Consider the following 21,056-nt stretch of genomic DNA (forward strand, 5'->3'; position numbering starts at 1 on the left):
TCCCCCTCTCGCACTTTCTTCCTCGCTCTTCTCTCTTAACGCAAAATTAAATGGATGAGCAAAACGGCTAGGCACAGGGCCGGGTAGAAGCTGGCGCGGTTGAAGAGCGCCGAGGCCTCGGCGTCATCGAGACTCTTGGCCAGGCGCAGGGCCGGCGGCAGCACGAGCCAGGCTCCGCCGAGCAGGGCGACGAGGCTTAAGGGGGTGGAAACGGCCAGGGGGGATCCGGCGAAAAGCGGCACGGCGATGACGACGCCCGCGGCCAGCGTGGCCACGGCCAGCCGGCTGGCCCGCTTGTAGCCGAGCACCACCGGCACGGTGCGCGCGCCGGTGGCCGCGTCGCGGGTGGCGTCGTGCCAGTCGGCCGGGATGTTCTGCCCGCCGATCTCCCAGGTGAAGACCCAGGCGAAAAGCCCGACCAGGAACCAGGCCGGCGGGTCGGGATTGACGGCGAAGGCGGCGGCCAGCGGTCCGAGCGATTTGACCACGCCGTTTATAACCGCGCGCAAATGGGTGACGGTCAAAAGCAGGCAGTAGGCCGTCTCGAGCAGGCAGCCGGCCACCAGCAGCCAGGCGCACACGGGGCTAAGCGCCCAGGCTCCGGCAAAGGCGACCACGGCCCAGAAAAGAAACCAGACGACGGCCGCCGGCAAGGACAGGCAGCCGTGGGCCAGGGGATGGCGGATAAAGGCCGCGTCCAGATAACCGGCGCGCTCATCCGCGCCGCTGCCCTCCACCTGCCGCTTGTCCGAGCGGTAGTCCACGATGTCGTTTAAGGCGTAGACGGCGGTATAGCCGGCAAAGACCGTGACGCAGCCAAGGACCACGACGGAGGCCGGCGGGAAACCGCCCCGGCAGAGCAAGGCGGCGCAAAACGGCCCGGCCAGATCGAGCAGCCCATGGGGCGTGCGCGAAAGGGCCAAGTAGACGGTCAGGGCGAAACGCCCTGTCGGGGCGCAGGAAACCGAAGGGGAATTTTTGGACAAAACTACTCGATCTCTTTTTCCGGCGCGGCCTTACCGCGAAATACCCGGTACTGGTAGGCGTTGTAGAAAAAGATCACCGGCATGAGCCCGCCAACCACGGCCAGCATGACGCGCAACATCCCCGCCGGCGAGGCGGCTTGCCCGGCGGTCAGGCCCGGGGGCACGATGACCGGGAAGAGGCTGCCGCCAAACGCGGCGAAGACAAACGCCAGCATGGCGGCGCACCAGCCCAGGGGCTGGCCGTCCCGCCCCTTGCCCAGAGCCTGGAAATACAGCGCCGCGCAAAGGACCGCCGCGAGGGCCATGCCGATGAACATGGGGGAAAGCCCCCCCTGCCCGGCCGGCCGGCCGACCAGATAGCCCATGTTCCCGTGCAGGGCGACGTAGCCGATGACCACGACCAGCATCACCACGGCCGCGGCGCCGTAGCGCGCGCCCCACTGCCTCGCTTTCGCCTGGAGCGCGCCCTCGGTCTTGAGCACCAGCCAGGCCGCGCCGAACATGGCGTAAAGAAAAAGCAGGGTCAGGGCGACCAGGACGGTAAAGGGCGAAAACCAGTCGAAGGCGCCGCCGGTGTAGCGCAGCCCGTCGAAGTGCATGCCCTGCAAGATGCCGCCGAGCAAAAAGCCGTGGGCCAGCACCACGGCCACGCTGCCGATGCCGAACAGCACGGACCAACCGCGTTTGCGTCCGGCCTCGGCCCGGTATTCGAGCCCGATGCCCCGGGCCATGAGCGCGAAAAGAAGCAGCCCGGCCGGCAGATAGAGCGCGGCCAGCACCGTGCCGTAGACCAGCGGGAACGCGCCGAAGAGCACACCGCCGAGCATCACCAGCCAGGTCTGGTTGGCGTGCCACACGCCGTCGATGGTTTCGGTCATGGCGTCCCGCCAGGATTCGTCGTCCGTGTGCAAGCACAAAAAGCCCACCCCGAGGTCGAACCCGTCGGTGAAGACGTAGAGCCACAACAGCAGGGCCAGTATCCAGTACCACACCTCGGCGATGCCCATATGTCCGTCCATCAGCAGCCTCTTTTTCTTGCCTTAGCGCCTTTACTCCGACGTTGCGTCCAGCCGGCCCCACCCCATTCGGGGGGTCCGGGGGGCGCGCCCGCCCCCCGGCGGAGAGGTCCAGGAGAGGCGGCGCCTCTCCTGGCCGCCGGAGGCTCCCCCTACCCTCTCGCGTGGCCGGCGGGGGGCAACTCGTCCATATTCGGGCCTTTTTTGAGCAGCTTGCCCATGAAAAACACGAACAGGGAGAAAAGGATCGTATAGGCGACGATAAAGCCGGCCAGCGACACCCAGACCTCACCGGCGGTCAGGTCCGAATGGCCCTCGGCCCGGCGGATCAGCCCGTAGGCCAGCCAGGGCTGGCGTCCCACCTCGCGGGTGATCCAGCCCATGACCACGGACACGTAGGCTCCGCCGGCCATGGCCGCCCAGGCCAGATACAGCCATTTGCGCCCCGGGGCGGCCTCCGGGGTGAGCCGGCCGTTCTTCCATTCCCAAAACGTCCAGAGCATGACGCCCACCATCATGAAGCCGATGCCGACCATGAGCCGGAAGGAATAAAACGGCAGCACGATGGGCGGCCGGTCCTCCTTGGGGAAATCCTTGAGCCCGGGCACGATGCCGGTCGGCGAATGGGTGATGAGCAGGCTCAGGCCGTAGGGAATCTCGATCTGGAAATAATTGCGCTCGTGTTCCGGGTCCGGCCAGGCGAGCATGTTCCAGGGCGCGCCGGTGCCGGGCTTGTTGGTGTTCCAATGGGCTTCGATGGCCGCCACCTTGGCCGGCTGGAGCCGACCGATCTCCTGGCCGTTGGCGTCGCCGACAAGGGCCTGCAGCGGCGTGACGACCAAGGCGGCGACGGCGGCGATCTTAAAGGACTTGAGGTAGAATTTCGTGTGCCGCCCCAGCAGGATGTTGATGCCCGAGACCGCGCCGATGACGAACAGGCTCACCTCCAGGCAGGCCAAGTACATATGGGTGAAGGCCAGGGGCAGATCGGGCGAGAAGATGGCGGCGAGGTAGTCGTCCACCACGAAAATGCCGTTTGCGACGTGCCCGCCGGAAGGCGTCTGCATCCAGGAGTTGGCGACCAGGATCCAGAAGGCGGAGAGCGAAGCGCCGAAGGCCACCAGGATGGTGGCGGTGAAATGCATTTTCGGCCCCACCCGCTTCCAGCCGAAGAGCATGATGTAAAGAAAGGCGGACTCGAGCATGAAGGCCATGGTGCCCTCGAAGCCGAGCACCTGGCCGAAGAAGTTGCCCACCGTGGCGGAAAACGGTCCCCAGTTGGTGCCGAACTGGAATTCCAGCGGGATGCCCGAAACCACGCCCACGGCGAAATTGACCGCGAAAAGCCGCGACCAGAAGCGGAACTGGCGAAAGTAGACCAGATCCCCGGTGCGCAGCCACAGCCACTCGACCACGACCAGATAGACGCCGAGGCCGATGGTGAGCGTGGGAAAGGTGATGTGGAAGGCGGTGGTCAGGGCGAATTGCAGCCGAGAGAGGAAAACGGGATCAGTCAGAAAGTCCATGGCGGCTCCTGTGCCTGCGGTCAAGGGCGCGGATTTTTGACGGCGACGCCGAGGATATAGAGCGACGATTCATGGTAGCCCGGCTGCAGGGACAGGCCCTGCGCGTCCATGACCGCCCGGAATTCGGGGCCGTGGAAGCGGTCCACCCGGGGATGGGCCAGCATAATGCGAAAAAGCGGATTGGCATAGAGCGGCGGATAGATCTCCTCGAAATAAAACGTCCCGCCCGGCCGCAACACCCGGCCGACCTCGGCCAGGCCGCGCCGCCAGTCAGGCAGGTGGTGGATGATGCCGAAGTTGACCACCGCATCGAAGGCCCCGTCGCGGTAGGGCAGGCGCTCGGCGTCGCCGTGAACGAAAAGGGCGAAGCGCCCCAGATCGCTTTTCGCGCGTCGGCCGGCGGCCACCTTGACCATGGCCGGGTCCACGTCGAGGCCGTGGTAGAGGCCGGGTTTGAACAGACGGGAGAAAATCCCCGCCCCGCCGCCGTCGCCGCAGCCGATTTCGAGCACCTTCGCCCCGGCGGGGATGGCCCGCGTGGCCCGGAAATAATTGACTTCGCGCCATTGGGCGATCTTGCGCACGAAGCTGCGGCAGTAAAACCGCTCCGGCCAGTTGACCTCCATACTCCCCTCTCCTTACCGCCGGACAGGCGTCATCATGCCATGTTGCATCAGACAGCCGGGGGCGATGTCAAGAAAAAAATCTGTTACGGCTACAACTTGCGTCCGGTGAAAATCCGGGCCAGGCCAAAGGTCAGGTCCGTGACCGAGCACGCGGCAAAGCCCGCCTCGGCCATTTGGGCCAGAAAGTCCCCGTCTTTCGGGAAGGCGTCCACGGACTCGACAAGGTAGCTGTAGGCATAGTCCGTACGCGAGAGGAAGTTGCCGAACGGCGGCAGGATGCGGTCGAAATAAAAGCGGTAGAGCGCCTTGCCGAGGCCATGGCGCGGCATGCCGAATTCCATGATGTGCATGCGCCCGCCAGGGACCAGCACGCGGTTAAATTCGCGCATGACCGCCACGCGCTCGGTGATGTTCCTGATGCCGAAGGCCATGGTCACGGCGGCGACGGCATTCTCGCCAAGGGGCAGCTCCCGGCAGTCGGCCACGCCGAGGGAATACCCCGAAACACCGCGCCGCCGGATCTTCTCCCGGGCCACGGCCAGCATGGCCGGGGAAAAATCGAGCCCCAGCACGCGCAACCCGGGACGGCGGCGGCGGATGGCGAGCGCCACCTCTCCCGTGCCCGTGGCCGCGTCGAGGACCAGGCCGTAGCCCGGCTCGATGGCGTCCACCAGACGCCTGCGCCAGTGGATGTCCACCCCCGCCGACAGGGCGGAATTCTGAAAGTCGTAGGAAAAGGCGATGTCCTCGAACATCCGCCGCACCTTGGTGTCGCGCATGCGTCCCTCCGCGAATGCAGGTCCTGTATATATCTGCCAGGGGCAACCTTGTCCTACGAAAGTTTCTTCCCGGCAACTCCCCTTCCACTTTCTCAAACACCACCCATGGAAAGAGAGCCTCTCGGCATACGTCGAGCCTAACCTCGTATGAAATTGAGGAAAGGGAGAGCACGAGAGGGGGCAACCCTTTTTAAAGGGTTGCCTCTCTCGCTTTCTCTTTCCGCCGTCCGCCCTCCGCTACGCGTGAGCCGGGGCGACAAGGCGTATCTTCTGCCAAGCCCCGCTTTTGTAACGCAAGGTCAGCACCACGGCCAGCGTGAGCACGTAGAGGAAAAACACGCTCCACAGGGCCACGATGCCGACATGGACGTAGGTCACGGCCAGCCAGGCCGGCAGGATCAGGGCCAAGACGGAAACGGCGGCCGCGGACAGCATGAGAAAGCGGGTGTCGCCCGCGCCGCGCAGCACGCCGAACCCCATGTGGATCACGATGTCGCAGCAGCCGATGGCCGCGCACCAGGCAAAAAGCGGCCGGCACAAGGCCACGACGCGGACAAAACCGGCATCATCCCCATGCGGCCGGAAAAACGCCGCCAACTGCTCCGGCAAGCCCAGAAAGACGACGATCATGACCGCCATATAGGCGGCCATCAGGCGCAAGGCGCTGCCGGCGGCGCGCCTGGCCAGATCCGGCCGTCCCGCGCCCATGGATTGCCCCACCACCACGGCCAGCCCCGAGGACAGGCCGAGCAGCGGCAAAAAGGCCGGCGTGTTGGCGGACACGACCAGACTCGTGGCGGCAAGCTCGGTGGTGCCAAGCCGGCCGGCCAGGGCGATGAAGACCGTCACCGCGAACATGTCGAGGAAAAACTGGGTCCCGCCCGGCGTTCCCAGGACCACGAGCTTGCGAAAAATCGCCGGATCCGGGCGAACGGCGCGGCGCACGTGGAAGAGCCGGTCGTTTTTCCGCGTGAAAATCAGGACGCCGTAGATGGCGGCCATCGCCCCCCAGGCGGCCACCGTGGCCAGGGCCGAACCGGTCACGCCCAGGGCCGGAAAGCCCAGACGGCCGAAAATGAGCATGTAGTTCAGCGGGATATTAAGCAGCGCACCGCCGAAATTGACCAGCATCACCGCCCGGGTGAGGCCCCGGCCGCTGAAAAAGGCGGCCAGGGAGGCCTCGAGCACCATGAGCCCGGCGCCGAGCATGAGCACCCGGAAATAGATTACTTCCAGCCGCCGCACCTCGGGCGCATGGCCCATGGCGTCAAAGACGGCCTCCGAGGCGAAGGACAGGGCGGCCAGGGTCAGGCAGGAGGCCAGAGCGAAATACACGCCCTGCCACAGCACCGCGCCGATGTCCTTGGGCCTGCCCGCGCCCACGTTCTGGGCGATGAGCACGCCGGCGTAGCCCACCGTGCCGAGAAAAAAGGATGTGCACAGGAAAAAAGCCGATCCCGAGGGCATGACTGCGGCCAGGGCGTCCTGGCTGTACCAGCTCAGAAAGAGCCTGTCGGTCAGATGCATGGCGGTAAGGGAAGCCATGCCTGCCAAAAGCGGCAATCCGACCCGCAGCACATGGGCATAGCCGCCAGGCCCATGCCAGCGTTTCATGATGACGACCTCGTGGGGCGACGCGATGGTGCGCCCCGGTTTGGACGGCGAAGGGAAGCAGCCGTCCGCGAAGCCGAGTAGAATGGCAAAGATGCGGCAACGCGTCAATGCAAAAGGCGGTCGCGGCCGGAAACCGACGCACCGGCAAGGCGGCAAAGCGGCAAGGCCCCGGGATCGCGCGCGCCGCAGGGAAAAAGCGCCGGCGGCGGCCCTGTGACGACATGCGCCCCAGCACACGGCCGGAGACGTCCCGGGCCCAGGCGCTATTCGATGTTTCGCGGAATCTTTTCCGCCGGCGGCCTGGCCGAGAGCATGGGGCCGGAGGAACCGGGCGCGGCCTTCACCCGGGCCATCATGGCCTCGTGGTCGCGCAGCACGGCGGCGAGCAGCGGCAGGGACAGATGATGGGCGGCGACGCGCGGGATGGCCGTGGCCTCAGTCTGGGCGCTGACCGGCTGATAGCCGGTCACGAAGCGGTAGGCAAACCCCGCTTCCTCGAGCATCTTGGTATAGGCCGCGTTGGTCGAGCCGTAGGGGTAGGCGAAATACTTGGTGTCGTGGCCGATCACCTTCCGGAAACGCTCCACGCTTTTGCGGATGTCCTCGCGGGCGAAAGCCGCATCCCGGGTCAGGCGGGGGGAATGGCTGTAGGAATGGTTGGCGAAGGTGACCTTGGGGTAGGTCTTGAGTTCGTCGATATCGGCCTGGGACAGCGTTTTGGGGCTGCCCGGGTTGCCCACGTAGGCCATGGGCAAAAAGAGCGTGAAGGGCAGGTCGCGGCGCTTGAGCTCCGCATAGGCGTCCATGACCGAAGACCAGCCGTCGTCGATGGCGATGACCACCGCCCCTTCCGGCGGGTTGCGCTTTTCGTCGATGCAGCGGACCAGTTCGTCCAGGGAAATGACCTTGTGGCCGGTGCGTTCCAGGTAGTCGAGCTGGGCCGCAAACGCCGCCAGGGAAATGGACATGGACGAGCGACCGCCGAAACTGTGGTAGACGAGGATGGTCGCGGCCCGAACCGGGACCGCCCCGAGGAGCAGCAGCAGGCACAAGACCGCCGACCCGGCGGCGACAAGCCTTTCGGCGCGCATGGGCACCCTCCCTGGAACAACCGCCGACTTCAACCTGGACATATTCCCGGCGCCGGCTCCCGGACATCCTGTCAAGGCGTGAGCCTACCGGAGGCGGCGTCTTCACGCAACCGCGCGGCCGCGTCCATGATCGTGTTCACGTACACCCGGCTGTGGTTGTAGGCGTAAAAAACCTTGCGCATGGCCTCGTCGGACATGCCCGTCTTCCAGCCCATGGCCCGCAAAATGTTGCCCAGGCTCATCAACGCGTCGGCGACGTCGAACAGGTCGGCCTTGCCGTCGCCGTCGCCGTCCACGGCGTATTTGAGCGCGTTGGAGGGCATGAACTGGCAGATGCCGATGGCCCCGTAAATGGAGCCGGGGATGGACAGCGGGTCCATGTTCTGGGCGTCGGCGTAGCGCAGCAAGGCCTTGAGCTCGCCGTAGGCCCACTCGCCCTTTTGAAGGGCTTTTTTCTCCAACCAGGCCCGCCGGTCGGGGGAAGGCTTCTCGTAGGCGAAGGCCGACTCGATGCGTTTCAGATCCTCGGCGGCGACAAGGCTCGACAGGTTGACCACGGCCACCCGGTCGCCGAGGTAGAGCCCCACCCGGGTTTCCACCGCCAGCAGCGCCACCAGGTATTCCTCGGGCACGCCGTAGCGTTGCCGCACCCGGGAGAGCGCCTCGCGATTGCGGGCGTAAAACTCCCGGGCCTCGCCCAGGCGCTGGGGCGTGAGCACGATATCGTGGACCTCCCGGGCGCTGAAGTCCGGGTAGGCGATGTTCTCCGGAGCGCGCACCGGATTCCTGGCCAGCTCCTCCAGCAACGATTCGCTGGCCGCCGGGTTCGGCGGCAGCCCCACCGCCGTCTGGTAGGACTTGATGGCCCATTTGGTCATGCGGTCCAACCGCCCGTCCACCGGGCCGGGATACCAGCCCAAGGCCGAAAGCCTGTTCTGGGTGTCGGCAACGATCCGCAGCCCGTACTTGCGCATGTACAGGGACGTGAGCTTGTCGGCCATGGCGTTTTGGGAAAAGGCCATCTCGGCCCGGGAATACAGCCGGCGCAGCCTGGATTCGGAAAAGCCGTCGGCCACGAGCCGGCGCACCACCGGTTCGAAGGCCGGGTCCACCGTGGAGGCGGCCAACGCGGCTAGAGCGGCCCCCAGAAAGACCGCGACCAGCGCCGCCGACATGGCGTATCCGTACCAGCGCGTCCGCAACCGCGCCATCCAGGCCGTATCCATCGCGCCCCCGACGCTCTCAGGCCGTCCGCGCCCTGGCAAAGGCCGGGGCGATCCGGGACAGGACCGCCACCACGACCAGGGAAAAGACCAGCCTTCCGACGAATGTGCCCCACAGGCTCGCGCCGATCAAGCACATTAAGAGCGTGTCCTCGATAAGCGCGTGGGACAGGCTCATGAGACTTATGGCCGAAAACACGTCCCGGCGTTCCACCTTGCCCTGCCGCACGTCGAGCAGGATCAGCCCCGAACCGTAGGCCAGGCCCATGACCAGCCCGATGACGGTGATGGTGGCGGCCGCCCGGCCGATGCCCATAAGCCGCAAAAAGGGCATGAGCGCCGTTTCGAAAAGACGCGTCACGCCAAGGGCCCCCAACACGCGCATGAGCCCGACCAGACTGGCGATGACGCAATAGATCATGGCCAGGTTCTTCACTTCGCCGAAGGCCCAGGCGGCCAGGCTCGCGTCCGCGGCCGAGGGGGTGAACAGCAGCGGCGCCGGCTCCGTAAAAAGGTCCAACCCCGAAAAAATGCCGTGAAGCAACGCGCCGCAGGCCAGCGCCGCCGCCAGTCGCAGCACCGCCTGGCCGGTGAACCCCACGCCGCATTTCTTGGCGATGGCCCCCTCGACGAAAATGTTGTGGGCCAGGAGCATCATGGTGGCGATGACCGTGGCCTGGGCGACGGTGAGCGGCTCCATGGTCGGGACCAGGGCGGCGTGCACGGCCAGAGCGGCGTAAAGGTTGTTGGCTATGGCCGTGGCCCAGGACAGGCCGCACTCCGGCGGCAGACCGACCAGCCCCATGACCGGGGCCAGGGGCTTGGCCAAAAGCGTGATCAGGCCGAGTTCCTTGAGAATCTTCACGCCGATCAGGATCGGCACCATGACCTTGAACAGGTCGAGGCAGATCCGGGCGGCGTCCTTGGCCACTTTCGCGGCCTGTGCGGGGAGTTGGTCGAGGCGAAATTGCATGGAGCGGTCGGCCAAAAGGGCCTTCGTTTTTTAAGGCATCACCTTGTTGTTGCGGCTTAAGGCGGCATAGCGCGTGAAGGCGGCGTCGGTCATCACGCCCGCGCCCACATACACGGCGCGCCAGTCCTCGGGCGAGAGGGCGACGCCCTCCATGGCGGAGGTGAGCTGTATGTCGTAGACCATGATGGTAAGGTATTCCCGGGCCGGGTCGCTTCCGGTCCTGGCGGCGGCCAGGGCGGCGTCGGTCGTGGCCTGGGCGGACCAGTTCCCGGTCCAGGAGCCCACGTAGACCTGCCGGGCATAGCGCCTGTAGGCGTCCGGGTCCTCGGGTTTCGGCGCGGCGGCCTTGGCTTTGGTCACCGCGGCGCGCACCATGGCCACATTGTCTTCGGTCAGGGGCATGGCCGCCGGAGCGGTCGGTTTCCCGGCCGGGCGGGTCCCGGAAAAAAGGCCGCAGCCGCCAAGGAGCAAGGTCGAAAGGACCAGAAACGCCGTCAAGGCCGTGCGCGCCATGGAAGCCTCCGGGAGATGCGATCCGTGCGGCGCGAAGAAAGCATGTTCCGGCCATTTTGTCCATGGCGGCGGGAGGGTTGCCGGCCCCGCCCGCCGCGTTTGGTCCCTACTTCTTGGACAGGGTGTCGAAGGCGCTCAGGATGTGGGACGAGTAGACGAAGGCCGCTCCGGCGTTGAGGCCTATGGCCACGGCCAGGGTTTCGAGGAGTTCCTCGCGGCTGGCCCCGGCGTCCACGGCGGCCTTGCTGTGCACGGCGATGCAGGTTTCGCAGCGCGTGGTCGCGGCCACGGCCAGGGCGATGAGTTCGCGGGTCTTGGCGTCGAGAGCGCCATGGGCGGCGGCCGCCTCGTCAAAGGTGCGTATGGCGCTCATGATTTTGGGATTGCCTTTGGCCAACTCGCCGAGATCCTGCATGGCGTCGCCAAGCAATCCCTTCCAATCGGTGGACATGCCGTAGTACTCCTTAAAGTCTTGCCGCCATCCGGCGGCGGTTGCCGGAAACGCGGACCCCTCCGCTTCCGGATTGGTCCGTGCTGGCGCAAAACCGCGCGCGGGTCAAGGGCGGGGCTTCAGCGGGGTCCGACCCGGGCCATGACCTTGGCCACGTAATCCCGGGTTTCGGGGATATCGGGGATGGGACCGCCTTTTGGGACGCGGCCGGGTCCGGCGTTGTAGGCGGCCAGGGCCAGGCGCACGTCGCCGTAGGCGTCGAGCAGCCGGCGCATGTAGCGTATGCCTGCCTCCAGGTTGCTTGCGCCGTCGAAGGCGTCGTCGAGGCCCAGATCCCTGCCGGTGTCGGGCATGATCTGCATGAGCCCGGCCGCGCCTTTCGGGGAGACGGCCCGGGTCTCGAAGCCGGACTCCACTTCCACCATGGCGGTCACGAGGCGCGGGTCCATGCCGCTGCGGCGGCAGTAGTAGCGGATGAAGGGAATGACCTTGCGTTCGTCCGTGCCGGCGGGCAGGCGCATGTAGTCGAAGGGCCTGTAGCGGTCGTTGAGCTTTTTGTTGCTGAGGTGGATGGAGCCCTTGGCGTCGCGGTATTCGTAGATGGTGTCGGCCCTTGCCTGTGGCGCGACGGCAAGGGCGGCCAGCACGAGGGCCGGAAGGAGGCGGCGCGGCGCGAACATGGCGGCCAGTGTGCGTGGCCGTGGCGAATTTTGCAAGCCGCTTCGGGGTTGGGAAGGAGCGAGAGGGGAAACCCTTTGAAAAGGGTTTCCCCTCTCGCGCTCTCCCCTTCCGAAACTTTCTTATGGGGTTAGGCACGACACCCATAGATCGTACATGTGGAAAGGGCTTGCCGAGGAGCATCATGAAACACGGGGGATTACCCGTCAGGTCGCGCTTAGTGGCGAAAGGCCAGGGCGAAGTCGTGTATGGCCACGGTCTGGGTCTCCGCGCCCGTGGCCTCGGTCCAGCCGAAGCGTATGGCGTCGAGTCTGGCGTGGTCGGCGGCGGCCAGGCGCACGGTGCTCGATACGAGGGCGGGCTCCGCCGTGTAGTCGGCTGTCACGTCGCTTTTTCCCGTGCCTGTCGGGTCGATCCAGGCCAGCACGGTGTAGACGCCCTCCCCGCTTTCGGTCGCGCGGTGGATTTCCACGCGCATGGCGTGTTCCTCGGCGTCTTCGAGCCAGTTCGCCCCACCGCGCGGTACGACCCGTTCCTGGTAGCCGGAGCTGGTCTTGTCCGGATTCCGGGGGGAATCCCCCGCGCCGTGGGTATTGTCGTCGCAGTTCGTTTCCGTCCCGCCCCAATAGACGATGGCCACGTGATTGGCGTTGGATTTGTCGCGCCGGGAATTGGACGACGCCGGGTTTCCGCCGCCCCTGTTCGGGTAGGTGTCCACTTCGATAGCCATTTTCGGGGCTTTTATGCCCTGCCCGCTGATTCCCGGGCCGGCATAGCCCAAATATTCGCCCATTCTGCCGAACGTCGGGCCGCCGGCGGCGGCCTCGGGATCGTTTTCGGCCGTCACTATGGCGAAGGTGAAGCCGTCTCCCCGCTCCTTGGAGTCGGAGGAATTGTCGTAGTCGTCGAAAGTGAAGCCGAAGGAGACGCGCAGGCCGCTGCCGAAGGCGCATTTCCCCGCGTCGCAGGCGGCCTTGCTGCCGGTGTACCACACGGCCGCGCTCGAGTCGGACGTTCCGCCGCCAAGGCGCACCCAGCCGTCAACGTAGCGGCTGGCGTATTGGGCCCACAGCGAAACCCATTCCGCATAGGAAAGACTATTGGACGCCTTGGAGGCATCGGTGCCAAAGACGAGGATGGCCTCCGCCACATTGGTGGTTTCGCCGAGGGTCGGGGCCTTGAACGCGTCGATATCGTTGGCGAAGGTGATGGTGGCGGCGGTTTGGCGGCGCATGGCGACGCGCACGTTGGTTTCGCGCGGCGAACCGGGGTCCACGGTGCCGATGCTGGTCACGGTCACCGCGCCGACGGCGTCCGGGCCGGACTGGGTGAGGGTGATGGCGTCGTCGCCTATGGAAAAGGTGCCGCTGCGGCCGTCTGCCCAGAAGTTGAGGCCGGACAGGGCAAGGTAATAGGCGCGCATTTCGTTTGCGCCGGCCTGTGTCGTGAGCACGGCATGGGGAGAGGTGAGGATGAGGCCCGCGGCCAGGCCGGAGAGAACAACGAGCGCGCCGACGGAGAAAAGGAGGGTGGAGCCGGATTGGGGAACAACCGGAATGATCGTTTCGGTATTCGATACAGACCCACCGTCACAATCCATGGCAACCACTCGCCGCAAAAGACTAAAAAAGCGGCGCAGGGCCAAAGGGGATACCGCTTTAAAATAATATACCCTCCAGCACCTCCTCTGTCATTTTAAAATAGCATCATATAAATAATAATATACGATTTATAAGTCTATTTATCAAAACACCTCATCGTTTCGAAAAGTACGTTGACTCAACATAATCCATATGTATATCCGGCCTCCCTCCCCATAAACCTGTAATATCTCCATCCGAACAATATAATGCACCTGTCATCCATGTTCCACTGCCCAATTTAACGCCAGTACCACCATAAACTGTCCCAAACCAAACACCACCCTGTATCGAAAACTTACCTGTTACATCAGCAAACAATTTACTAGCATACTCTTTATAAGAAAGATTCAAAGATTGTGGTAGTTTTGTTGTATTTTTAAAACACTTCTGTGAGCTCGTGGTTTTAATATACACGTTTTGCGGCGTAACCGTCATATCACCAGACACAAATATATTCACATAACCGCTGGATAAATCAAAACAAACATTATATCCCCAAGGAATCGTAAAATTTCTATATGAATAAGAATGATCATTTAAATCTTTTCCTGTAAACGTACATTGCTTATTAACACATAACTCATTGTTTGTTGCATCAAAATCAGTAGAAGTTGAAGGAGTTTCATGGCCGGGAAAAACCAATTCTGTAGTACAAGACTTTGGAGCAGCCACAGTTTCAATTACAACATTTTCATAATCTCCAGAGCCAGAAATATCCCCATACGAGTTCACATGCGCTGTCCCATAAATATGACCGTTGGTAGTATCAATCGTTCCCTGTGTATAAACATCCCCAGTAACCGATGCGTTGCTGTTAAATGTAACCGCCCCTACAGCTCTAACCGTGCCTACAACAGGACGCCCTATAACCACCCCCCCCTGTGAATAGACATCGCCATATAGAACGTTCCCGGATGTCGCTAACTCTATATCAGAATTTGAGCATATTTCTATTGGATTATCCACTGTTCCAACAACATTTTTAGTAACTGTAAGCATTTGTGTTGATGACGTAGACACAATAGAACCAGTTAAGTTTGATCCTTCATTCATATCTATTGTTGACGCTGCGATATTCCCATTCAAATCTCCACCAAATGAAATTGCCCCCTTTGCACCCAATAAATTCTTTGACAACCCGCTTCCACTTGGACCACCACCAGATGATCCAGTATAAGTGTACTTTACTCCCAAGACTGGATCTATTTTATAATTATATTTTGCATTATTTCCCTCAGCATCTACACTACCCACAATATACTCAATATCATATTCATTTTGTGATATAGTATTGTTTACAACTGAATATGTAAAGCCATCATTTGGCGAGATTGAATACGTTACAGCTGAAGCACCCTCCATCATATTTGCGACAAATTGATTAGCGTATAAACTATTTTCACTGGCTTTTTGCATCGATTGAATGAACTGCAACCCGGCATTGGCATTGTAATACGCCCGCATGCCGGCTTCCTGCTCCAGCTTTCCCCGCGACGCCGACGGGCTCATGAGTGACACGCCGGCCGCGACAGCGCCAAGCACCACAAGCGCCCCGATCATCCACAACAGCGTGGAACCGGATGACGACCTGGGACCTTCCCCAAACACATTGGATACGGCGCGGCGAAGTCGCTTCATGACATGCTCACTCGTCTTTAATCTTGTTCAGAGCCACCCGGGTGGAATACGCCTGCGAAAACCCCTGGCTTGGATCGTCCCCGACCATGGTAAAGGAGATGCCGATCAGCGAAGTGCCGCTGCTGTCGAAGGTCGTGGCTGCGGGAGCGGCATAGTTGGTATAATAGGTGAACCGCAGCGAATCGGCGGCGACGCCATCCGTCAGCACATACCCTGTTCCATTCAGGGAATACATAATCTTATCATCAGACTGCGATATAACAATCGCATCATTGTCAAGCGATGTGTTGTAGGAAATGGAATTCGTTCCCCCTGACGAAGACGCTGGCGTAAGATAGGTAAAATCGATCGTCATCCGCTGCAGGGCATTCTGGGCTTTCTGCACGGCGGCGGTCGAATTGCGCGCCATGGTGTAGCCCGAGACGAAATTGGTGAACATGCGTGAAGTCAAAAGCGCCATGACGCCAAGCAGCACCAGGACGAACACGACTTCGAGCAACGTAAAGCCGCCGCAACGACTTTTAGCGACACGTCGTTCGCCGCGCATCTCAATTGCCCCCCGGAATATTGCAATTCACAGTCGCCTTGTTGCTCCCAAAAATATAACTCAGGCTGACACTGGAACTGGCGTCCGGCTTGATGGTCACGAGCAGAAACTGATCGGCGCTGGAATTGGTGACGAATGTATTGGAGTCAGGACAAACGAAATTCTTGTTCGTAATGACGTAACTCGACCCGCTTCCGTGCATGGTCTGCACCTGGCCGACCGTCCCAAGCGCGGTATTAAATGCGCTCAAGTTACTATAATTCCCCTTTTCCTTATCCGATATCATGTTCTCCAGCACAAGCTGCAAGCTGGCGTCTGTCTGCAACTGCTTGACGGGAATATCCGTGCGCGTGATGCCCGAGGAAAAATAGGAAGCGGCAATCATCGCGACAATCCCGAAGAGCACGAGCGTCATGATGATTTCCAGGAGCGTAAAGCCCAGCGAGGAGGCGGCAGCGGACGGCTTGTTCATGGCACAAACCCCGTATAGGGCGTGACCGTGACCGTGACGCCCAAGCCCGATTCCGTGAGCGTGACCGTCTGCGGACCGCCGGCCTTGGCGGCGGTGCCGCCAAGGGTGGAAATGATGCCTGTCACCGGCTCGCCGCGCCAGTTGAACCAGATGGTATCGCCTCCGCCGCTGAGCGCCCACGAGCAGGCGACCCCGTCCGGCAAAGTGTGCGTCGCCGTATCCTGGCCGAGCAGCACCGGCGTTTGCGAACTGTTGCCGGTGACCAGCGCGTAGCTCGACGACGTGAAGCGGACGCCCCAGGTATAGACGTCGGACATGGCCCGCGACTGGGCATAGCGCAACACCGAGCGCAAGGCGTCAGCCTCGGCCATGGCATGCGGATTTCGCGGTTCGAGGCGGTTTATGGCGATAACGGCGAGGATACCCAGCACGATCAGGACGACGACGACTTCCATGAGGGTAAACCCTCGCCGCGCCGCAGCGCACCGCCCGAAAACGCCTTTTCTTTTCCTCTGCGCCCTATCCATGCCTCTGTTCCAGCCTTATAGCAGATCTATCCCAAAGCACGGCGTCCGTGAAGCGGCAAACCTCCCGTGCCGACCGCTGTCATCCGCGCCGCAACATTTCCTCCAGCGACTCGATCTCCTTGACCTTTTCCGCATCCTCCGGGCCGGCCTTCACCTTGGCCATGGCCAAAAGCTGCGCGCCTTCCCGCGACTTGCCGCAAGCGACAGCCGACATGCCCAAGTCGTAGAGGTCCGTGAACTTCGTGCCGGGGGCCATGGGATTGACCACGGAAAGCAGCGTCTCGTACGCCTTGCCGAACTCCTTGAGCCGCGCATAGGTGGCGTAGATGTTCCGCACCACCATCTCGCGCTCGGACGGTAAGGCCCGGGCAAGCGCCTCCTTGTTGCGCGAAAGCGACGCCTCGTAACGCCCTTCCTTGAAGGCGACCAGCCCGTCCAGGGCATAGCCCATGTAGCGGGCCGGATAGAGCTTCATGAGACGCGCCGCGATTTCCGCCGCCTCGGGGTAGCGGCCCCCGGCAATCAGGATCTTGGCCGCCACCGTATTGACCGCCAGCCCGTCCGGATAAATCGCCAGCAGCCGCCGGCACTCGGCCATGGCCGCATCCCGCTCCTTGGCGTCCATGGCCTCGTAATCGGCCGTGATGCAGGTCGCCGGGACGAGCGCCTTGAGCCCAAACCGGGCGACAAGGTCGGGAAACCTGTCCGCGTCGACATAAAGCGTCAGCATATCGTCGAAAAAAACCGGCTCGAAATGGCCGCCGGCCTTCTTGATCAGTTTGGCGGAATCCTTGTCCTGCACGTCGGCCAGCAGAAATCCCGGCGCATAGTCGCGCAGCACGCCGCGCATGACCCGCTCGTTGCCAAAAGCGGTCACGCTCGTGAAAAGATCGAGCCCCGGGAAGAGCATGGTCTGCATGTCCATGTAGATCTTGTACTTGGGGTAAAGCCGCCACTGCAGATAGCCGCCGGAATTGGGCACGTTGAAAATGCGCCCCCCGGGTCCCTCTTGCATGAGAAAATTGCAGACCCCGACAGGCAGACGGGCCGTATCCACCGGATAATGCGGCCGGTAGCCCCAAAAGGCGACCGAGGTCCAAAGCGTGAGCCCCACGGCCGCAAGGGAGGCGAGCGCCGCCGTGCGCGCCTTGATCGGCCGGGTGAACCGCGAGGCGGCCAGCACCGCCGCATCGCCCAGAACCGGCAGGGTGAGCAGCAGGTACTCGTAGGTGAAGCGGCGCATCATCGGCAAAAGGATGATGCCGCCGGCGAAAAGCACCACCCGGCTGAGCCGCAGCCGCCGGTTGACGGCCAGCCACACGCCGCCCAAAGCGGCCGCGAGGACCAACGCGTTGGTCACTCCGGCCATAAGCCGCTCGTCGGGATAGAAAAAAAGCGCCAGGAACCGGTCCAGCGGCTGGGCGGCCAGCTCCATGACCACGCGTTCATGAAACGGCGGCCCGCCGAAGGCCTTGGCCAAAAGCGAAAAGCCGGCCGGCGTGACGCAGATGGCGTAGAGCGAAACGATGGCCGGCCAGCGCACCGCCTTGTACCGGGCGGCGGCGTGCTCCCGGCGCATGAGCTTGGCCAGGAAATATTCGGCCAGATACGCGCCCAAAACGAGCATGACCACGGGAAACTCCACCCCGTGCAGGTTGGCCCAGACAACGGTCAGGACCGGCAGCGCCCAGGCCAGGCGCTGGCGGTAATTGAGCACGTAATGCAGAAAGACGATGTAAAGGTAGGTGAAGGCATGGGGCCGCAACAGCGCGTCTCGCGGCTGCAAGGCCAGCGCATAGGCGCAGGTGAAAAGAAGCGCCACGACGCCCGCGCCGGCCCCGTCGTCTTCGCGCGCGGCGCGAAAATAGGCGTAAATTCCCCAGACCGTGGCCAGGTACAACGCCGCGCGCAAAAGCGACAAGGCGACATAGCCGCCCACCTGATACAGCCCGTGCACCAGCACCTGGAAAAGCCAGTAATAGTCCACCCAGCCCTTGCCCGCCGGGGCATAGGAGAAAAAGGGCGCGTCCGGCAAACGCATGTGCTGGACGATCCAGGCCCCACCGGTCAGGTGGTACCAAAGGTCGAAGTCCAGGGCCACGATAGGCCAGCAGCCCCAAAGGACGGCCAAGCCGCTAAAAAGGATCAGGAGGGGCCAGGGTTTGGAAAGTCGGCCCCAGGAGAAAGCATGCTGCATCATGGCGTCAGGAAAAGGTCGTGTCGTGATGTGCGGAATGGAGATGGCGCACTCGGGCAACGCCAGCACCATGCGTCCCATTGGGCGGCGGGATCATGTCCCGCCCGATACGGGACTGTTCCAGGCTCCGGTCACGTTTTGCCCTTGGATGTTGGCGCTGATGGAGACATCGCCGCTGATGTTCCCGGCGCAGTTTATGGAAGCGGCGACATCCGGGCTGTCGATGACGACCCACTCGCAGATATTTTGGGCATCCGCATCCAGGGCAAGACCGGCAGTGGCCCGGCGGGCGAATTCCAGGCTGAGCTGCGTCTGGGCGGCGGCGACAAGGTTTTGCGCCCCGCGCCGCTTCGCCTCGTCAAGCAGGGAATCGTAATAGGTGACGGCGGCGACGGCAAGGATGCCAAGCACCACCAGCACGCAAACGATCTCGATCAACGTGAAGCCCGCTTGCGCCGCCTTGGGGCGGGACGATACGCCGGGATTCCGCCGCATCCAGGAAAACCGACCGATGCGAAAATCCGGTTTGGCCGGGAACGTATGCAACCGCCGCGACCACTGCGTCGCATCGGCTGCACCCGTTCCCGTATATCCAACCGGATCGTTCAACCGCCCTACTCGGGGCTGTTCCAATAGCCCGTCTGGGTATCAGCATCGGGCATGCCGTTGATATTGGCCCGAATCAGGATGTTCTTCTTCCAATCATCAACAGAAGTGTTCCCAGGACAAAACACATTTCCACCACCACTGACGGCGACCTTCGTGCATTCGTTCGTGGGATCCAGGCTGAGAGCGCTGTTGAGCTTCATGGCGGCGTAGCCCATGGACAGCTGCGATTGCGCTGCTGCAATCAGGCCTCTGGCGGCACTTCTGCGGGCTTCGTCCTGCAGGTCGAAATATTTGGGCACGGCCACCACGGCCAGGACGCCCAGGATGACCAGGACGGCGATGATTTCGATCAGGGTGAAGCCCTGCTGCCCTCTTTTGCGACGATCGACGACCTTCAGCATTTCCATCCTCCTCCGATAAGCGGTGTTTGCGCCCGAGGGCGTCCTTTTTTCCAAGCATGCACCATGCCAAGCATTGCACATCTCGTTAACGCGCCGGTTTCCCGAAGTTTACGTCAACAATCGCTGAACGCCCTTTATTATAGAAACCGCACAATACTCCAAAAGTTGCTGCTTTATCCATCAGAATTTGGAGCTCAGCCCGTTTTCCCGCCGTAATCCTTGAACACGCCAGGCTGGATGCCGAGCTTTTTCACCCGGTGCCACAAGCTGCGCTCTTTGATCCCCAGCAGCCCCGCCGCCCGGGCCTGCACCCCCCCCGTGCGGGCCAGCGCCGCCTCGATAAGCGACTTCTCATACGCCGCCAGCCGCCCGTCCAAGTCGGTTCCCGCCCCCGCTTCACAAGCGGCATCCGGTCCCTCGGCCACCAGCCCCGGCAGGTGGGCCGGGGAAACCACCGCACCGCCGCACAGCACCGCCGCCCGTTCCATGGTGTTTCGAAGCTCCCGCACGTTGCCCGGCCAGTCGTAGGCCAAAAGCCGCTGCAAGGCCTCGACCGAAAGCGCGGCCCCAGGGCGCAAGGCATCCAGAAAGCGCTCGGCCAGAATCGGGATGTCCTCCCGGCGCTCCCGAAGCGGCGGCAGGGACAGCGGAAAGACGTTGAGCCGGTGGAAGAGGTCTTCACGAAACGCGCCTTGGCGGATCAGGACGGCCAAATCGCGATGGGTGGCGGCCACGATCCTGGCGCGCATGGGCACGCCGCGCCCGCCGCCGAGCCGCTCGATCTGGCGCGTTTCCAGCGCCCGCAGTATCTTGGACTGGGTCTCAAGCGGCATGTCGCCGATCTCGTCCAGAAAAAGCGTGCCCCCGCCGGCCTGCTCGAACCTGCCGATCTGGCGGGCGACGGCCCCGGTGAAAGCGCCCTTTTCATGGCCGAACAGCTCGCTTTCCAACAGCCCCGGCGGGATGGCGGCGCAGTTGACCGCGACGAACGGCTCGCCCGCCCTGGGACTCTTGTCGTGCACGCCCCGGGCGGCCAGTTCCTTGCCCGTGCCCGATTCCCCCAAAAGGAGCACCGTGGCGTCCGTGGCGGCCACTTTGAGAATCTGGGCGAAAACGCCGCGCATCACCCGGCTTTCCCCCACCATGTCCGGAAACAACGCCCGGGCATCCAGCTTGCCGAGGGTCTCGGCCATCTGGTCGGCCACGATCCCCAGCCGGTCGAATTCCCCCAAGGCGCGCTCCGAAGCTTCCGGAGGCCGGGGCAAAACCGGCGGCGCGGTGGCAAGAAGCCGCCGTATGGGCCGTAGCGCCACAAGCACAAACACGGCGGAAACCCCGGCCACGGCTATGCCCGAGAGCAGCGCCGCCACGACCGGGCTCCCCGCCGGCACGAGGCGCGGGAAAAGCACGGGCAGCCAGCCGGCGCACAGAACGGAAAGGGCCGCAACGCCACCCAGAATGACGGGGACCAGCACCGCCAGTCCCGGATCGAAACGTCGTCGCATGCCCTTGCCCGCAATTACGTCGTGAATCGCTCCCCGCCGTT

General features: G+C 63.0%; 21 protein-coding genes. All 21 read right to left on the minus strand.

What is annotated here, in order from left to right; genetic code table 11:
• Nucleotides 1–35 precede the first annotated feature (35 nt).
• The 21 genes from DESFRDRAFT_RS16460 to DESFRDRAFT_RS16555 all read right to left on the minus strand — a co-directional run bounded on the left by DESFRDRAFT_RS16460 (nt 36) and on the right by DESFRDRAFT_RS16555 (nt 21,015).
• A complete protein-coding gene (locus DESFRDRAFT_RS16460) occupies nt 36–986 on the minus strand; it encodes a UbiA family prenyltransferase (protein WP_005995803.1) in 951 nt (316 codons plus the stop codon).
• 2 nt (nt 987–988) lie between these two features.
• Nucleotides 989–2,005 (minus strand): cytochrome d ubiquinol oxidase subunit II, encoded by a 1,017-nt coding sequence (cydB, locus tag DESFRDRAFT_RS16465; RefSeq protein WP_005995806.1) that lies wholly within the window; start codon nt 2,003–2,005, stop codon nt 989–991.
• Nucleotides 2,006–2,154: 149 nt separating this feature from the next.
• Nucleotides 2,155–3,528 (minus strand): cytochrome ubiquinol oxidase subunit I, encoded by a 1,374-nt coding sequence (locus DESFRDRAFT_RS16470; RefSeq protein ID WP_005995807.1) that lies wholly within the window; start codon nt 3,526–3,528, stop codon nt 2,155–2,157.
• 20 nt (nt 3,529–3,548) lie between these two features.
• Nucleotides 3,549–4,154: a class I SAM-dependent methyltransferase gene (locus DESFRDRAFT_RS16475; protein WP_005995808.1), complete on the minus strand. Its 606-nt coding sequence runs from the start codon at nt 4,152–4,154 to the stop codon at nt 3,549–3,551.
• 89 nt (nt 4,155–4,243) lie between these two features.
• Nucleotides 4,244–4,933 (minus strand): ubiquinone/menaquinone biosynthesis methyltransferase, encoded by a 690-nt coding sequence (locus DESFRDRAFT_RS16480; protein ID WP_005995809.1) that lies wholly within the window; start codon nt 4,931–4,933, stop codon nt 4,244–4,246.
• 237 nt (nt 4,934–5,170) lie between these two features.
• Complete coding sequence (locus DESFRDRAFT_RS16485) at nt 5,171–6,547, minus strand: MATE family efflux transporter (protein WP_005995810.1); 1,377 nt, start codon at nt 6,545–6,547, stop codon at nt 5,171–5,173.
• Nucleotides 6,548–6,810: 263 nt separating this feature from the next.
• Nucleotides 6,811–7,638 (minus strand): polysaccharide deacetylase family protein, encoded by an 828-nt coding sequence (locus tag DESFRDRAFT_RS16490; protein ID WP_005995811.1) that lies wholly within the window; start codon nt 7,636–7,638, stop codon nt 6,811–6,813.
• A 71-nt stretch (nt 7,639–7,709) separates the two neighbouring features.
• Complete coding sequence (locus DESFRDRAFT_RS16495) at nt 7,710–8,864, minus strand: lytic murein transglycosylase (RefSeq protein ID WP_005995812.1); 1,155 nt, start codon at nt 8,862–8,864, stop codon at nt 7,710–7,712.
• A 16-nt stretch (nt 8,865–8,880) separates the two neighbouring features.
• Nucleotides 8,881–9,834, minus strand: coding sequence for a nucleoside recognition domain-containing protein (locus DESFRDRAFT_RS16500; protein WP_005995813.1), 954 nt, complete (start codon nt 9,832–9,834; stop codon nt 8,881–8,883).
• Between the two features lie 30 nt (nt 9,835–9,864).
• On the minus strand, nt 9,865–10,347 hold the full coding sequence (locus tag DESFRDRAFT_RS16505; RefSeq protein WP_005995814.1) for a hypothetical protein: 483 nt from the start codon (nt 10,345–10,347) through the stop codon (nt 9,865–9,867).
• A gap of 106 nt (nt 10,348–10,453) precedes the next feature.
• The gene (locus tag DESFRDRAFT_RS16510) at nt 10,454–10,798 is read right to left on the minus strand and encodes a carboxymuconolactone decarboxylase family protein (protein WP_005995816.1); all 345 of its coding nucleotides are present in this window, start codon (nt 10,796–10,798) and stop codon (nt 10,454–10,456) included.
• 119 nt (nt 10,799–10,917) lie between these two features.
• The gene (locus tag DESFRDRAFT_RS16515) at nt 10,918–11,514 is read right to left on the minus strand and encodes a lytic transglycosylase domain-containing protein (protein WP_233489636.1); all 597 of its coding nucleotides are present in this window, start codon (nt 11,512–11,514) and stop codon (nt 10,918–10,920) included.
• Nucleotides 11,515–11,693: 179 nt separating this feature from the next.
• Entirely contained in the window at nt 11,694–13,076 is a 1,383-nt protein-coding gene (locus tag DESFRDRAFT_RS16520) for an L-type lectin family protein (RefSeq protein ID WP_005995819.1), read from the minus strand.
• A gap of 154 nt (nt 13,077–13,230) precedes the next feature.
• A complete protein-coding gene (locus tag DESFRDRAFT_RS22310; RefSeq protein WP_144005061.1) occupies nt 13,231–14,583 on the minus strand; it encodes a bactofilin family protein in 1,353 nt (450 codons plus the stop codon).
• Nucleotides 14,584–14,764: 181 nt separating this feature from the next.
• Nucleotides 14,765–15,304, minus strand: a complete 540-nt coding sequence (locus DESFRDRAFT_RS16525) for a prepilin-type N-terminal cleavage/methylation domain-containing protein (protein ID WP_005995823.1) — start codon at nt 15,302–15,304, stop codon at nt 14,765–14,767.
• A 1-nt stretch (nt 15,305) separates the two neighbouring features.
• Nucleotides 15,306–15,776: a type II secretion system protein gene (locus DESFRDRAFT_RS16530; RefSeq protein WP_005995825.1), complete on the minus strand. Its 471-nt coding sequence runs from the start codon at nt 15,774–15,776 to the stop codon at nt 15,306–15,308.
• The gene (locus DESFRDRAFT_RS16535) at nt 15,773–16,303 is read right to left on the minus strand and encodes a prepilin-type N-terminal cleavage/methylation domain-containing protein (RefSeq protein WP_043795105.1); all 531 of its coding nucleotides are present in this window, start codon (nt 16,301–16,303) and stop codon (nt 15,773–15,775) included. The genes DESFRDRAFT_RS16530 and DESFRDRAFT_RS16535 overlap by 4 nt, the downstream gene beginning before the upstream one ends.
• A 79-nt stretch (nt 16,304–16,382) precedes the next feature.
• The gene (locus tag DESFRDRAFT_RS16540) at nt 16,383–18,581 is read right to left on the minus strand and encodes a tetratricopeptide repeat protein (RefSeq protein ID WP_005995829.1); all 2,199 of its coding nucleotides are present in this window, start codon (nt 18,579–18,581) and stop codon (nt 16,383–16,385) included.
• Between the two features lie 12 nt (nt 18,582–18,593).
• Complete coding sequence (locus tag DESFRDRAFT_RS16545) at nt 18,594–18,995, minus strand: type II secretion system protein (RefSeq protein WP_081458504.1); 402 nt, start codon at nt 18,993–18,995, stop codon at nt 18,594–18,596.
• Between the two features lie 119 nt (nt 18,996–19,114).
• Nucleotides 19,115–19,510 carry a type II secretion system protein gene (locus tag DESFRDRAFT_RS20860; protein ID WP_005995832.1) on the minus strand — a complete coding sequence of 132 codons (396 nt, stop codon included), beginning with the start codon at nt 19,508–19,510 and terminating at the stop codon, nt 19,115–19,117.
• A gap of 194 nt (nt 19,511–19,704) precedes the next feature.
• On the minus strand, nt 19,705–21,015 hold the full coding sequence (locus tag DESFRDRAFT_RS16555) for a sigma-54 interaction domain-containing protein (protein WP_005995835.1): 1,311 nt from the start codon (nt 21,013–21,015) through the stop codon (nt 19,705–19,707).
• Between the last annotated feature and the right edge of the window lie 41 nt (nt 21,016–21,056).

The sequence above is a fragment of the Solidesulfovibrio fructosivorans JJ] genome (assembly GCF_000179555.1).
Taxonomy (GTDB): Bacteria; Desulfobacterota; Desulfovibrionia; order Desulfovibrionales; family Desulfovibrionaceae; genus Solidesulfovibrio; species Solidesulfovibrio fructosivorans.